Here is a 12,773-nt window from a genome sequence, read left to right on the forward strand (position 1 = left end):
GACGGGTCAGGAGGCGTCGGGCCTCGGCTTGAACCGGCGTACCTCGTGGGGCCAGCCGCACGCCTCCGCGATCTTGGCGGCCCACATCCTGGCCTCGTCCTCGGTGCCGACGTCGACTACCGCGAACCCGCCCAGCCACTCCTTGGTCTCGGCGAACGGCCCGTCGGTGACGATCGTGGTGCCGCTGGTCGGGTCGGCGCTGAAGGCCTCCTCGACCTCCTCCACCAGCCCGCCGGAGAACACGTGCACCCCGGCCTCCTCCATCTCGTGGACGACGGCCATGGCGCGCGGCCCGCGGTCGACGAACCACTCCTCGGGGTGGTCGCCGACCCACTGCTGGTTGAAGAACATGAGGTACTCGGCCACGTCTGCTCCCTTGCTCGGGCGGACCCGGTGTCCGCCGCCACCTACGCTACGAACGGTGAGTGGCCGGTACGACACCCTCGGGGCAGCGAGCTTCGCGGCGGTCGCCGAGACACGGCAGCCGACCGTCCGCGGTCGGCGCTCACGACCGCTTCGCGACCAGCTCGACGAGGGTGCCGTCCGGGTCTCGGACGACGGCATTGCGGTTGTCGTTCCCGGTGTCGTGCGGCGCCGCCACCGAGGGCGCACCGGCCGCGGTGACCGCACCGAAGGTCGCGTCGACGTCGTCGACCCAGAACACCAGGGACATCGCGGGCCGCCCGACCTCGGGGGTCAGTCCGAACACGCGCTGTGCGGCCTCGGCGCTGCTGATCGCGAGGACGAACCCGCCCGCCGACATCTCGACGTGCTCGGGCACACCGTCCTGCGGCGTCCGGAACGTCTCGGGCAGCGCCAGGACGCCTTGGTAGAAGCCCAGCGCCGCCTGCATGTCGTGCGTGAACACGTTGACCAGACCCGAGGAGATCACCGGGTCAGGCTAGCGGCGCGCTGCGGAATCAGGCAGTGGCTGGGAACTTCACGCCGGTGTTGGCGTGGCAGCGGTAGCCGTTCGGGTTCTTCGCGAGGTACTGCTGGTGCTGGTCCTCGGCGTAGTAGTACGTCGTCTCGCTCGCCGGCCGGATCTCGGTGGTGATCTGGCCGAGCCGGCGCCGCTCGAGCTCCGCGCCGTAGACCGCGGTCAGCTCGCGGGCGACCTTCTCCTGCTCGGGGCTCGTGTAGTAGATCGCGGAGCGATACTGCGTGCCGATGTCGTTGCCCTGGCGGAAGCCCTGGGTCGGGTCGTGCACCTCGAAGAACGTCTTCACCAGGTCGGCGTACGACACCTTGCTGGGGTCGAACACGATCCGCACGGCCTCGGTGTGGTTGGTCGCGCCGGAGCAGACCTCCTCGTAGGAGGGGTTCGGGGTGGTGCCGCCGGCGTACCCGACCGAGGTCGACCAGACACCCGGCACCTGCCAGTAGATCTCCTCGGCGCCCCAGAAGCAGCCCAGGCCGAAGACCGCGACCTCGAGGCCCTCGGGGACCTCGTCGGTCACGACGGGCGCATCCAGAACGCGGTGCCGCCCGGAGATCGGGAAGGTGCGCTCGCTGCGGCCCGGCAGGGTCTGCTCGGGGGCGACCAGCTGGGCCTTGCGGGTGAGGAACACGGGCACTCCTACGGGTCGGAGGGACGTTGCACAGTCTCCAACACCGGTGGTGACCGTGGCGTTCCCGCACCGGTGGTTTCGAGGCTCGCTTCGCTCGCACCTCAACCACCGTGACGGCTCGCTTCGCTCGCACCTCAACCACCGTGACGGCTCGCTTCGCTCGCACCTCAACCACCGGTCGCACGGTGGTTGAGGTGCGAAGGCCGCCAGGCCTGAGCCTCGAAACCACCGCCAACGAGGACCGGCGGCCGGCAGCGCTAGCCTCGACCGCATGACCAGCCAGGAGCACCTCCACAAGGCAGGCTTCGAGACGCGTGCGATCCACGCGGGGTACGAGCCCGACCCGACGACCGGCGCGGTGATCCCGCCCATCTACGCGACCAGCACCTACAAGCAGGACGGTGTCGGCGGCCTGCGCGGCGGCTACGAGTACAGCCGCTCCGCCAACCCGACCCGCACCGCCCTCGAGGCCAACATCGCGGCGCTGGAGGAGGGGGAGCGCGGGTTCGCGTTCGCCTCCGGTCTCGCCGCCGAGGACACCCTGGTGCGGGCGCTGTGCCGGCCCGGCGACCACGTGGTGATCCCCGACGACGCGTACGGCGGCACGTTCCGGCTCTTCGACAAGGTCGAGCAGGCGTGGGGTCTGGCGCACAGCCCGGCGCCGGTGTCCGACCCCGAGGCGGTCGCCGCGGCGATCCGGCCGGGAGAGACCAAGCTGGTCTGGGTCGAGACCCCCACCAACCCGCTGCTGAACATCGGCGACATCGAGGCGCTCGCCGCCGTCGCCCACCACGCGGGCGCGCTGCTCGTCGTCGACAACACCTTCGCCTCGCCGTACCTCCAGCAGCCGCTGACCCTCGGTGCCGACGTCGTCGTGCACTCGACCACGAAGTACTGCGGCGGGCACTCCGACGTCGTCGGTGGCGCGCTCGTCGCGCGCGACCTCGACCTCGCGGAGCGGATCGCGTTCCACCAGAACGCCATGGGCGCGGTGGCCGGGCCGTTCGACGCGTGGCTGACCCTGCGCGGTCTCAAGACGCTCGCGCTCCGCATGGAGCGGCACTGCGACAACGCCGAGCGCGTGGTCGACTTCCTCACCAGCCACCCGAAGGTCGGTGACGTGATCTACCCCGGTCTCGAGACCCACCCCGGGCACGAGGTCGCGCAGCGGCAGATGCGCCGGTTCGGCGGCATGGTGTCCTTCCGGGTCACCGGCGGCGAGCAGCACGCACTGCAGGTCTGTGAGCGCACCGAGGTCTTCACGCTGGGCGAGTCGCTGGGCGGCGTCGAGTCGCTGATCGAGCACCCGGGCCGGATGACCCACGCGAGCGTGGCCGGCACCGACCTCGAGGTGCCCGCCGACCTGGTCCGGATCAGCGTCGGCATCGAGACCGCCGACGACCTGGTCGCGGACCTCGAGCGCGCCCTTGACTGAGCCCGGCGTCGCGGTGTGCGTGGACTTCGGGTCCACATTCACGAAGGCGACGCTGGTCGACCTCGCCGCGGGCCGAGTCGTCGCCGCGGCGTCGCACCCGACGACCATCGACACCGACGTCCTCGACGGGTACGACGTCTGCCTGGCCGCCCTGGTCGCCGAGGACCCGCGGGCCGGCGACGCCCCGGTGCTGGCCTGCTCCAGTGCCGGCGGCGGGCTGCGGATCGCCGTCGTGGGCAACGAGGAGCTGGTCACCGCCGAGGCCGGGCGCCGGGTCGCGCTCTCCAGCGGCGGCAAGGTGGTCTCGGTGGTCGCGGCCGCGGGTCGTGTGCCTGAGGACGCGGCGGGGGGGGGCGGGGGGCACCCGACCCGGCCGGACGTGGTGCTGCTGACCGGCGGCACCGACGGCGGCAACAGCGAGGTGCTCCTGAGTGCGGCACGCGGGCTGGTCGCCGGCAGCTGGCGGGGTCCGGTCGTCGTCGCTGGCAACGTGGAGGCACAGGCGGAGGTCAGCGCGATGCTGGGCGACGTGCCGCACGTGCTGGCCGCCAACGTCGTGCCCCGCATCGGCGAGCTGGCACCCGAGTCGGCGCGCGCCGCCGTCCGCGAGATGTTCCTGGCCCACGTGATCGGCGGCAAGCACCTGAGCCGGCGCACGGACTTCGCCGCGATGGTCCGCGGCGCCACCCCCGACGTGGTGCTCACCGGCGTCGAGGTGCTCGCCCGGAGCGTCGGCGACGTGGTGGTGGTCGACGTCGGCGGTGCCACCACCGACGTGCACTCGGTCGTCGAGCTCGATCCCGACTCGGTGGGCCGCGAGGTGGTCGCCACCACCCGGGTCGCCCGCACCGTCGAGGGCGACCTCGGCATGCGCTGGTCGGCGCTGACCACCGTGGCCGACCTGCCCGAGCTCGCCGCGGCGGCGCAGCGGCGCCACGACGACCCGGGGTTCCTGCCCGGGACCGACGCCGAGCGGGACGCCGACGAGGCGATCGCCCGGGCCGCGGTGGGGCTGGCGCTGCGCCGACACGCCGGTCGGTCGAAGGTCGTGGTGAGCCCGGAGGGGCGCGTCGTTGAGCGCACCGGCAAGGACCTGCGCCGGGCCGGCCTGCTGGTCGGGTCCGGCGGGGTGCTGCGGCACGGCCGGCCGGGGGTGGCCCAGCGGGTGCTCGCCGGGAGCACCGGGGAGGTCGAGGGCGGCTGGCAGCTGCCCCGGGCGCCCCGCGTGGTGGTCGACACCGACTACGTCCTCGCGGCGGTCGGGCTGCTGGCCGACGAGCACCCGGAAGCGGCGTACCGCCTCGCCACGACGCTCGCCGGACCCTCGCCGGCGCTGCCGGGCCGTAGCCTGTCGCCGTGAGCAACGAGGCTGACGACCAGGGCGGCGAGGGCGCGGGCGCGGGTCCGGGTGCGGACGCCCCCGCGTCGCGCCCCCAGGGGCGGCGCCGGCTGCCCACGATCCATCTGCGACAGCGCCCCGCCGACGTCGAGGACGGTATCGCCTCCCGGCTGGCCAACCAGTGGGCCGCGATGCGCGACGAGCGGCGCGCCCAGCCGGCGCCGGTCACCGCCGGCACCTCGAACTTCAGCCGTGCGCAGGTGCCGTGGGGCCTGGACCTGGCCGCCGCCTGGGGGTGGCGGTTCCTGGTGATCGCCGCGGCCGGCTACGTGCTGCTGTGGCTGGTCGCGTTCTTCGCGGTGGTCACGATCCCGCTGGTGGTCGCGCTGCTGATCTCCGCGCTCGTCGTGCCCGTGGTCGACGGGCTGTCGCGCGGGCTCCCGCGGGGCCTGGCCGCGCTGCTCGTCGTGGTGGCCGGCATCGCGTTCGTGGTCGCCATGCTCACCTTCGCGGGCCAGCAGGTCGCCAACGGCGCCCAGGACCTCGCCGACCAGTCCGCGGCCGGCCTCGGCGAGATCAAGGACTGGCTGCGCGACGGACCGCTGCACGCGAGCGACTCGCAGATCAACGACTACATCCAGCGCGCCCAGGACAGCCTCGAGAACAAGGGCAAGGGGTTCGACCTCGGCAGCGTGACGGAGGTCGGGACAGCGGTCGGCCACATCGTCGCGGGCTTCTTCATCGTGCTGTTCTCGACGTACTTCTTCCTCGCCGACGGCGAGCGGATCTGGGCCTGGCTCGTACGGCTCGCGCCCCGCGCGGCCCGCCAGCACGTCGACAGCTCCGGCCGGGTCGCCTGGATCTCGCTGACCCAGTTCGTCCGCGCCACCGTGATCGTCGCGGCGGTCGACGCCGCCGGGATCATGATCGTGGCCGCGATCCTCGGCGTGCCGTTCGTGCTCGCGATCGGCGTGCTGGTGTTCCTCGGCTCGTTCGTGCCGATGGTCGGCGCGACCGTCGCGGGCACCGTCGCGATCCTGGTCGCGCTCGTCGACCAGGGCCCGATCACCGCGCTGTTCATGCTCGGCGGCGTGATCCTGGTGCAGCAGATCGAGGGCCACATCCTGCAGCCGTTCCTCATGGGCCGGTGGGTGTCGCTGCACCCGCTGGGCGTGATCGTCGCGATCGGCTGCGGCGTGCTGGTCGCCGGGATCGCCGGCGCGCTGGTCGCCGTACCGCTGGCCGCCGCCCTCAACGCGGTCGTGCAGCACCTGGCGGTCAGCACCGACCCCGGCGACGATCCGGTGGAGGAGCTCGAGGAGGACTACGAGGAGATGGGGGCGTCCGTGGACGCCCCCGAGGAGGGTGATCGCGGTGAGTGACGCACCGGCCGTCGGCCTGGCCGACATCGAGGAGGCCCGCCGGGTGCTGGCCGGGGTCGCGATCCGGACGCCGATGGAGGAGTCCCGCTGGCTCTCCGCGGTCGCGGGCGGCCCGGTCTCGCTCAAGTGCGAGAACCTCCAGCGCACCGGCTCGTTCAAGCCCCGCGGCGCCTACGTCCGGATCTCCCGGCTCTCGGCCGAGGAGCGCGCCCGCGGCGTGGTGGCGGCGTCCGCGGGCAACCACGCGCAGGGCGTGGCGCTGGCCGCCCAGCTGCTCGGCATCAAGGCCACCGTGTTCATGCCCGAGGGGGCGCCGATCCCCAAGGAGAAGGCCACCCGCGGGTACGGCGCGGACGTGCTGTTCCACGGCCGCTACCTCGAGGACGCGATGGGGGCCGCGCGGGAGTTCGCCGAGCGCACCGGGGCGGTCCTCATCCACCCCTTCGACCACGTCGACATCGTCGCCGGCCAGGGCACCGCCGGCCTGGAGATCCTCGAGCAGTCGCCCGAGCTGCAGACCGTGCTCGTCCCGACCGGCGGCGGCGGGCTGCTCGCCGGGGTGGCGATCGCCGTCAAGGCGCTGCGCCCGGACGTCCGGGTGATCGGAGTCCAGGCGGCCGGTGCCGCGGCGTACCCCGCCTCGCTCGCCGAGGGCCACCCGGTCGCGCTGACCTCGATGAAGACCATGGCCGACGGCATCGCCGTGGGCCTGCCCGGGCAGGTCACCTTCGACGCGGTCCGCGACCACGTCGACGAGATCGTCACGGTGTCGGAGAACGCGCTGTCCCGCGCGGTGCTCGCCGTGCTCGAGCGCGCGAAGATGCTGGTCGAGCCCGCCGGCGCGGCCGCGGTCGCCGCCGTGATGGAGTACCCCGAGTCGATCGGGACCCCCGCGGTGGCGGTGCTCTCCGGCGGCAACATCGACCCGCTGCTGCTCGGCAAGGTGATCCGGCACGGCATGGCCGCCGCCGGGCGCTACGTCAACCTGCACGTCTGCATCCCCGACCTGCCCGGCGGCCTCGCCCAGCTGCTCACGGACATCTCCGCGGCCGGCGCCAACGTGCTCGAGGTCGCGCACGAGAGGATCTCTCCGACGCTGAACCTCGACGAGGTCGAGGTGCACCTGCAGCTGGAGACCCGCGGCGAGCCGCACACCGCCCAGGTGCTGGCGCGCCTGCGCGAGCGCGGCTACCGCGTGGCCGAGTAGCCCGGAACCACGTTGACCCGCCCGAGAGTCTCGGGCGGGTCGACGTGGGAGACGCTCAGCCCTCGTAGGGGACCGCGTCCACGATCACGACCTGGAGCTCCTTGCCGTTGGGCGCCTCGTAGGCGACCGTGTCGCCCTTCTGGTGGCCGTTGATGGCCGCGCCCAGCGGGGACTGCGGGGAGTAGACGGTGAGCCCCTCGGGCTCGATCTCACGCGCGCCGAGCAGGAACGTCTCGACCTCGTCGTCGGCGTCGCCCACGAACTTGTAGGTCACGACCATGCCGGGCTCGACGACACCGTCGTTGGGCGGCGTCTCGCCGACCTCGGCGCGACGCAGCACGTCCTCGAGCTGGCGGATGCGGCCCTCGAGCTTGCCCTGCTCCTCGCGGGCGGCGTGGTAGGCGCCGTTCTCCTTGAGGTCGCCCTCGTCGCGAGCGGCGCTGATGCGCGCGACGATCTCCTGGCGGACGGGGCCCTTGAGGCTCTCCAGCTCCGCCTGGAGCTTGTCGAAGGCGTCCTGGGTCAGCCACACGGTGCCCGGCTGTGCTGCCTGTGTCATCGGGTACTCCTGCTTTGCTTCGAGGTACGACGGTGTGACCGCCGGTTCGTCGGTGGCGCCCCACCCGGACGCCAGGGGACGGAGGTGTGCGAGTACGCGCGGGGCCTCTCCCTGGACGGCCCTGCGGGACGGTCAGAACTTCCACTGTAACAACTGACCCACGAGAGCGCAGGTCGGACGGCCCCGAGCCGGGGCCGGCGCGGGGTCAGCGGGGCCGGTTCTGGCCCGGGGCCGTGCAGCCGATCAGCTCCACCGACGTGGCCCGGCGCTCGGTGCGCACGGTCTGCTCGGTGCGGCCGCTGCCGGTCGGGGTGAACGAGAGCTCCCCGACCACCGAGTGGTCCTTGGCGTAGGCCCGCAGCAGGCAGGTGGCCTCGACGTCGTCGTCGGCGAGGTCGATGTGCACCGTCGCGGTCGCCTCGTGCTCGCCGACCAGGTCGTAGCCGATCATCGCGGACTCGACCTCGGGGGTCGACTGGGCCCAGACCGTCCAGCCCAGCCAGCCGAGGAACGCCGCGGCCAGCGCCACGCTGGCGACCAGCAGCGCCTTGCGCCGCCACGGCGCGGGAGCGCCGTACCGGTCGGCGAGGTCGGTCGTCGTCACGCCCGCATCGTCCCACCCCACCTCGCGCCTAGGATTGCCGGGTGACGCAGCACCCCACCCACCATGCCGGCCACCAGCCCGAGCAGCCGTCCGGCCGGTCCCGCGCAGGCCTCCGCCTGATGCACGTGCACGCCCACCCTGACGACGAGTCGTCCAAGGGCGCCGCGAGCACCGCGATGTACGTCGCCCAGGGGGTCGACGTCCACGTCGCCACCTGCACGGGCGGGGAGCGCGGCTCGATCCTCAACCCCAAGATGGAGCGGCCCGACATCCTGGCGAACATCTCCGAGATCCGGCGCCAGGAGATGGAGCGGGCCCGCGACATCCTCGGCATCCGGCAGGACTGGCTGGGCTTCGTCGACTCCGGCTGGCCCGAGGGCGACCCCAAGCCGCCGCTGCCGGAGGGCTGCTTCGCGCTGGTGCCGCTGGAGGAGGCCATCGTCCCGCTGGTGCGGCTCATCCGGCAGTTCCGCCCGCACGTGATGACGACGTACGACGAGCGCGGCGGCTACCCGCACCCCGACCACGTGAAGTGCCACGAGGTCAGCGTGGCGGCGTTCGAGGCCGCCGCCGACCCGGAGCGCTTCCCCGAGCTGGGCGAGCCCTGGCAGGTGCTCAAGCTGTACTACCACCACTCGTTCAACCGGCCGCGGATGACCGCGATCCACGAGGCGATGCTCGAGCACGGCCTGGAGTCGCCGTACGCCGAGCGCCTCAAGGAGTGGGTGCCGGAGCCGGAGTGGGACGCACGGATCACCACCCGGGTGCCGTGCGCCGACTACTTCGGGGTGCGCGACCAGGCGCTGCTCGCCCATGCGACCCAGATCGACCCCGACGGCTTCTGGTTCGCGGTGCCGCACGAGATCCAGCAGAAGGTCTGGCCCACCGAGGACTTCGAGCTCGTGGTCAGCCATGTCGACTCCCCGACCCCGGAGGACGACCTGTTCGCCGGCATCACCGACCCCACCTGAGGCCCCACCTGAGGCCCCACCTGAGGCCCCACCTGAGGCCCCACGTGAGCCCCACCCGAACCAGCGTCTGAGAGGATCGGACCCATGCAGCTGCTCACCCTGGCCCCGGACCTGCTGACGTACGTGGTCTCGTTCGCCGACCAGGTGCCCAAGGACGACGACGTGAAGGCCGGGTGGCTCGCGTTCGCGATCTTCATCGGGCTGATCCTCGCGGTGGCGTTCCTCGGGTTCAGCCTGGTCAAGCAGCTGCGCAAGGCCCAGGCGGCCAAGGACGCCGGCGTCTACGACCCGAGCGACGCCACCCCGCCTCGGCACCAGGCCTAGCCCGGGGCTCGGTCAGCGCCGCGGCCGCCGGCTGTCACGCCCGTTCACCCCACCTTCCCACCAGGCTGCGACGCCGGCGGGAACAGCGGGTAACACGGCGTACAGCGGGGCAGAGGCTAGCGCCGCACCACCCGCACCAGGCAGTCCCAGGCGGTGCGCGCCGGCTCCTCGCCGTGCCCGTCGCCGACGATCCGGGGGACCCGCTCGGCGTGCTGCACGTCGTACGCCCGGCCGGCGAGGTCGCCCAGCACGTCCTCGGGGGTCATCAGCACCGCGGGGTCCTGAGGCCCACCGGTGCCCTCGGTGAGGTTGCTCGAGTCATGGGCGACCAGCAGCAGCGTGCCGCCGACGACCAGCGAGTCGTACGCCGCCCGCACGGCCGCGCGGCGCTGCGCCGCGGGCAGCTGGAGATAGGCGAGCAGCACGAGGTCGTACGCCGCGGGCTCGTGCCAGGTGGTGGCGTCCGCGCAGACCCAGCGGACGGGGGTGTCCCCGGCCAGCCGGCGGCCCTTGTCGAGCGCCACCTGGGAGAAGTCCGCGGCGGTCACCTGCCAGCCGCGCCGGGCCAGCCAGATCGCATTGCGCCCCTCGCCCGCGGCCAGGTCGAGAGCCCGGCCCGGGGCGAGGTCCGAGAGCTCGGCGGCGACGAACTCGTTGGGCTCGGCCGACCACACCAGCTCGCTGGCGGCGTACCGCTCGTCCCAGTCCTCGGCGTCCACGATCCGATTCAAGCACGCCCGGCGCTGGCCAGCTCGGCCGCTGCCGGGTCGACGGCGTGGGCCGCGGTGGGCAGCAGCACCACGGGGCACGGTGCGTCGTGCAGCACCGCCCGGGTCACCGGTCCGAGCCGCGACCCGAGCGCCCGGTGGATGCCGTGCCGGCCGAGCACGATGAGCCGCGAGGTGGCCGCGGCCTCGAGCAGCGCGGGCAGCGGCGGGCCGTGGCGCACGTCGATGTCGACCGACACCCCGAGCCCCGGGTGGAGCGGACGCAGCACGTTCTCGATGTCCTCGCGGGCCCAGGCCTCCCACTCGCGCCCGACGCGGAGCAGCACCGTGTCGTCGTAGGGCTTGGGGAACGACCAGGTGTGCAGCACCCGCAGCGGCGCGCCGCGCTCGTGGGCGAGCGCGACGCTGGCGCGCAGCAGGTCCGTGCTGTGCTCCGGGGCGTCGACGCCCACGGTGATCGGGCGATCGTCGGGGTCGGGGGCGTCCCACCCGGGCGGCACGCAGACCAGGGGGATCGGCGCGCGGCGTACGGCGGCGCCGTCCAGTGAGCGGGTCAGCGCGCGGATCAGGTGCAGCAGGTCGCGGCGCTGCAGGACGACCACGCGGGCCTCGGCACTCGCGTCGAGCACGCTCTCCACGCACGGCCCGCGCACGAGCATGCCGGTCACCTCGACGTCGGGACCGAGCATCTGCTCGGCATGCCGCACCGCGTCCTGGAGCAGCCCGGCGGCACCGGCCTGGGTCACCGGGGGACCCGACAACGAAGGCCCCGGCTCGTAGGCGTGCACGAGCCGGACCGGGCAGTGATGGATCGCGGCCTCGGACGCGGCGAAGCGGAGCGCCGCGTCGAGATCGCCCCGCGGGACGCTGACGACGATCGGGTCTGAGCTCAGGGTTGGTCTCATCGTGGCCTCCTCCGAGTGTGGCCGTGCTCTCTCGAGACTCCCCCAGGATGCCTCGGAACCGGCAGGGCCGGAGGTCCCTTGCCCGCGGTCGTGCCCGCGGAGCCCGGCGCTCAGCGCTGGCGGACCACCAGCCACAGCCCGATGCCGCTCCCCCCGACGATCACCAGGCCCACGACCAGCAGCACCGCGCCGACCGTGTCGAGGACCGGCACCTCGGCACCGACCGCCACGTCCGCGGAGACCGGGGTGGTGCCCTCGCCGTTCATCACGACCAGCGTCCAGTGGCCGTCCTCGGGCTCCCAGGTGATCGACTGCGGGCCGCGGCCGCTGGCCGAGCTGGCCCAGAACGCCGCCTCCGTGGGCGGCACGTCCGGCGAGCCGCCGTCCACGAACGTGAGCGTCGGCCCGCCGTCCTCGGAGAACGGGTCGAGGACGGTCGAGTGCGCCACGTCGGCGAGGTAGCGCTCGACGTCGGCGGTGCGCGCGACTCCGAGGAACACGCCGTTCGGGGTGGCCGGGTCGGCGGTCGCGGTCATCGTGCCGAGGAACCGGGCGGGCAGGTCGAACGAGGTGGAGTCGGTGTGGATCTCGGCGCTCTCGGACTGCACTGCGTAGCCGGGCGACTGCCAGGCGTGGGTGCTGCCCATCACGAACCCGTCGTCGTTGCGCAGCGTGGCGTCGGCCAGCCGCAGCGCGCCGCCGCCGACCACCATGCCCACCCCGAGCATCAGGAGGATCGCCGCGGTGACCGCGGCCACCACCCGACCGGCTCCCCAGGGGCGGCGCGGGGCGACGTGGATCTCCGGGACCGGCGGCGGGACCGACGGGGGGACGGACACGGTCATACGTGGACACGACCTTCGCGGGCGAACAGGTGCTCCCTCGTCCTCCAGCGTGCTCAGGTGGAGCGGGACGGAGCAGGGCAGAAGGTCCCAGCGCGCCAGAGGACTTGGCCTCGGAGCCGGGCGCCGGTGCGCGGCGCACCGGTCAGACGGCACCGGCGCTCCGGAACGCACCCCGCCGACCACGAGCCGCTGACCCGGTCGGCCGGCGCGTCAGGCGGTGCGCCAGTGCCGTCCGCTCCGGTTCCCTCCCGTCGCCCCGGCCAGCAACGGGAGGAACCACCCCGACACCACGCCCAACAGGCCACCGGCGACGCCCCCTGTCACGGTCCCGAGGACCAGGACCGACCAGACCGGCCAGGACGCCTCCGGCGTGGTGGCGCCGAGGAAGATCACGACCATGGCCACCGGCCAGGCCGCTGTGTTCGCCGTGACCCACCGCCACGGGTCGGCCACCGCACCGCGGAGCGCCGCCGCCTGGGCGGCACCGAGCACCGGGCCCATCACGAGCCCGAGCCCGGCGGCGCCGAGCAGGACGAGCGCGAGGGGCGGCTGGCTGCCGTCGGAACCGTCCCCGACGGCCGCGGGGGCCGACGCGGCCGCCCAGCCCAGGCCGGCGACCAGGACGGTCGCGGCCAGGTAGCGGCCCCGGACCAGGGCCGGGGCCACGCGTGCCAGCACGTGCGACTGCGCCCAGCCCAGGGCGGTGCCCTCGACCAGGCCGCCGGCGACCACGACGCTCAACCCGGCCACGACACCGAAACCGTCGGCCAACCGGGCCGCACCGGCGGCCGCGGTCATGCCGACGGCTTCAGCGAGCGCGCACGCCAGCACCCACGCGGGGTACGGCGTTCGCGCGCCCGCGCCGGGCCGGGAGGTGAGCACGGCCTCATTCCACCCGGTCCC

General features: G+C 73.6%; 15 protein-coding genes. 6 read left to right on the plus strand and 9 right to left on the minus strand.

Features of this window, described 5'->3' with window-relative positions; all coding sequences use genetic code 11:
* Nucleotides 1-6: 6 nt before the first annotated feature.
* The 3 genes from QQZ14_RS09245 to msrA all read right to left on the minus strand — a co-directional run bounded on the left by QQZ14_RS09245 (nucleotide 7) and on the right by msrA (nucleotide 1,571).
* Nucleotides 7-366, minus strand: a complete 360-nt coding sequence (locus QQZ14_RS09245; protein ID WP_284533969.1) for a YciI family protein — start codon at nucleotides 364-366, stop codon at nucleotides 7-9.
* A gap of 139 nt (nucleotides 367-505) precedes the next feature.
* Nucleotides 506-892 (minus strand): VOC family protein, encoded by a 387-nt coding sequence (locus tag QQZ14_RS09250; protein ID WP_284533970.1) that lies wholly within the window; start codon nucleotides 890-892, stop codon nucleotides 506-508.
* Nucleotides 893-920: 28 nt separating this feature from the next.
* A complete protein-coding gene (msrA, locus tag QQZ14_RS09255) occupies nucleotides 921-1,571 on the minus strand; it encodes a peptide-methionine (S)-S-oxide reductase MsrA (RefSeq protein WP_284533971.1) in 651 nt (216 codons plus the stop codon).
* Nucleotides 1,572-1,842: 271 nt separating this feature from the next.
* On the opposite strand from msrA, the gene QQZ14_RS09260 reads away from it, so the two are divergent.
* The 4 genes from QQZ14_RS09260 to ilvA are packed head-to-tail and all read left to right on the plus strand — an operon-like array spanning nucleotide 1,843 to nucleotide 6,934.
* Nucleotides 1,843-3,006, plus strand: coding sequence for a cystathionine gamma-synthase (locus QQZ14_RS09260; protein WP_284533972.1), 1,164 nt, complete (start codon nucleotides 1,843-1,845; stop codon nucleotides 3,004-3,006).
* The gene (locus QQZ14_RS09265) at nucleotides 2,999-4,366 is read left to right on the plus strand and encodes a glutamate mutase L (RefSeq protein WP_284533973.1); all 1,368 of its coding nucleotides are present in this window, start codon (nucleotides 2,999-3,001) and stop codon (nucleotides 4,364-4,366) included. Before QQZ14_RS09260 ends, QQZ14_RS09265 begins: the two co-directional genes overlap by 8 nt.
* Entirely contained in the window at nucleotides 4,363-5,727 is a 1,365-nt protein-coding gene (locus QQZ14_RS09270) for an AI-2E family transporter (protein WP_284533974.1), read from the plus strand. Before QQZ14_RS09265 ends, QQZ14_RS09270 begins: the two co-directional genes overlap by 4 nt.
* On the plus strand, nucleotides 5,720-6,934 hold the full coding sequence (gene ilvA / locus QQZ14_RS09275; RefSeq protein ID WP_284533975.1) for a threonine ammonia-lyase: 1,215 nt from the start codon (nucleotides 5,720-5,722) through the stop codon (nucleotides 6,932-6,934). Before QQZ14_RS09270 ends, ilvA begins: the two co-directional genes overlap by 8 nt.
* 55 nt (nucleotides 6,935-6,989) lie before the next feature.
* Here the strand turns inward: ilvA and greA are convergent, their stop codons facing one another.
* Together greA and QQZ14_RS09285 are read right to left on the minus strand one after the other, a co-directional pair.
* On the minus strand, nucleotides 6,990-7,493 hold the full coding sequence (greA, locus tag QQZ14_RS09280) for a transcription elongation factor GreA (protein WP_284533976.1): 504 nt from the start codon (nucleotides 7,491-7,493) through the stop codon (nucleotides 6,990-6,992).
* Between the two features lie 205 nt (nucleotides 7,494-7,698).
* A complete protein-coding gene (locus tag QQZ14_RS09285) occupies nucleotides 7,699-8,097 on the minus strand; it encodes a DUF4307 domain-containing protein (RefSeq protein ID WP_284533977.1) in 399 nt (132 codons plus the stop codon).
* A gap of 41 nt (nucleotides 8,098-8,138) precedes the next feature.
* Between QQZ14_RS09285 and mca the strand changes: the two genes are divergently transcribed.
* On the plus strand, nucleotides 8,139-9,068 hold the full coding sequence (gene mca, locus QQZ14_RS09290; protein ID WP_446740485.1) for a mycothiol conjugate amidase Mca: 930 nt from the start codon (nucleotides 8,139-8,141) through the stop codon (nucleotides 9,066-9,068).
* A gap of 84 nt (nucleotides 9,069-9,152) precedes the next feature.
* Nucleotides 9,153-9,392, plus strand: coding sequence for a hypothetical protein (locus tag QQZ14_RS09295; protein WP_284533978.1), 240 nt, complete (start codon nucleotides 9,153-9,155; stop codon nucleotides 9,390-9,392).
* A 116-nt stretch (nucleotides 9,393-9,508) separates the two neighbouring features.
* On the opposite strand, the gene QQZ14_RS09300 is transcribed toward QQZ14_RS09295, so the two are convergent.
* The 4 genes from QQZ14_RS09300 to QQZ14_RS09315 form a co-directional block, all read right to left on the minus strand.
* Nucleotides 9,509-10,111 (minus strand): class I SAM-dependent methyltransferase, encoded by a 603-nt coding sequence (locus QQZ14_RS09300; RefSeq protein WP_284533979.1) that lies wholly within the window; start codon nucleotides 10,109-10,111, stop codon nucleotides 9,509-9,511.
* 8 nt (nucleotides 10,112-10,119) lie between these two features.
* On the minus strand, nucleotides 10,120-11,025 hold the full coding sequence (locus QQZ14_RS09305) for a universal stress protein (protein WP_284533980.1): 906 nt from the start codon (nucleotides 11,023-11,025) through the stop codon (nucleotides 10,120-10,122).
* A gap of 110 nt (nucleotides 11,026-11,135) precedes the next feature.
* Entirely contained in the window at nucleotides 11,136-11,870 is a 735-nt protein-coding gene (locus QQZ14_RS09310; RefSeq protein ID WP_284533981.1) for a hypothetical protein, read from the minus strand.
* A 210-nt stretch (nucleotides 11,871-12,080) separates the two neighbouring features.
* Complete coding sequence (locus QQZ14_RS09315) at nucleotides 12,081-12,752, minus strand: hypothetical protein (protein ID WP_284533982.1); 672 nt, start codon at nucleotides 12,750-12,752, stop codon at nucleotides 12,081-12,083.
* Nucleotides 12,753-12,773: the final 21 nt, after the last annotated feature.

The organism is Nocardioides sp. T2.26MG-1, from assembly GCF_950101795.1.
Lineage (GTDB): Bacteria > Actinomycetota > Actinomycetes > Propionibacteriales > Nocardioidaceae > Nocardioides.